The 689-nt window shown below is 73.6% G+C and carries 1 protein-coding gene; it reads left to right on the plus strand.

Annotated elements, in window-relative coordinates; genetic code table 11:
- Positions 1-168: 168 nt before the first annotated feature.
- The coding region (locus tag J0695_RS38555; RefSeq protein WP_206969506.1) for a TetR/AcrR family transcriptional regulator at positions 169-689 on the plus strand (521 nt) is incomplete at its 3' end.

Raw genomic sequence — 689 nt, forward strand, 5'->3', positions numbered from 1 at the left:
GTGGTAGTCGGGCATGGTCGCCACAGTAGCCATCCGGCCCTGATCGGGCCACAGGGCCCTGGCCGGGTGTGTCCCGGGTACATCCGGGTCACAGCCTGCCAGGGGTATTGACTCTGCTCCGCAGCACGTCAAGTCTGAGGCCAGAGCCGCTTGGCCTGGGAGGCAACGATGCCTACAGCGCGCGAATCCTTACTCGACTCAGCTCTCTCCGCGCTCACAGGACTGCCCTGGTCCGCCGTGCGCATGGTCGATGTCGCATCGGCCGCGGGGGTCTCCCGGCAGACCCTCTACAACGAGTTCGGCAGCAAGGACGGCCTCGCCCGCGCGCTCGCGCGGCGCGAGGCCGACGTCTATCTGCGGGGCGTCGACCGGGCGCTCGGCGAGGCGGCCGCTCCCACCGAGCGGCTGGCCGCCGTCGCCGAGTGGACGGTCGCCACGGCCCGCGGCCACCCGATGGTGCGGGCCCTGCTCACCGGCTGCTGGGGCGAGCGGCTGCCCGCTCCCCGCCCCGCCTTCCGTACGACAGGATCCCCCGTCCCCGCCCAGCGCCGGGCCGACCCGGGCCTGCCAGGGCCCTCCGAACTGCTCGCCGTCGTACGGGACAGAGCGGTCGCCGCGCTGGAGCCCGGCCGCCCCAAGGAGGAGGCGGACCGGATCGCGTACCACTGCGAGGTGGCCCTGCGCCTGGC

This window comes from Streptomyces beijiangensis, from assembly GCF_017315755.1.
GTDB lineage: Bacteria > Actinomycetota > Actinomycetes > Streptomycetales > Streptomycetaceae > Streptomyces > Streptomyces beijiangensis.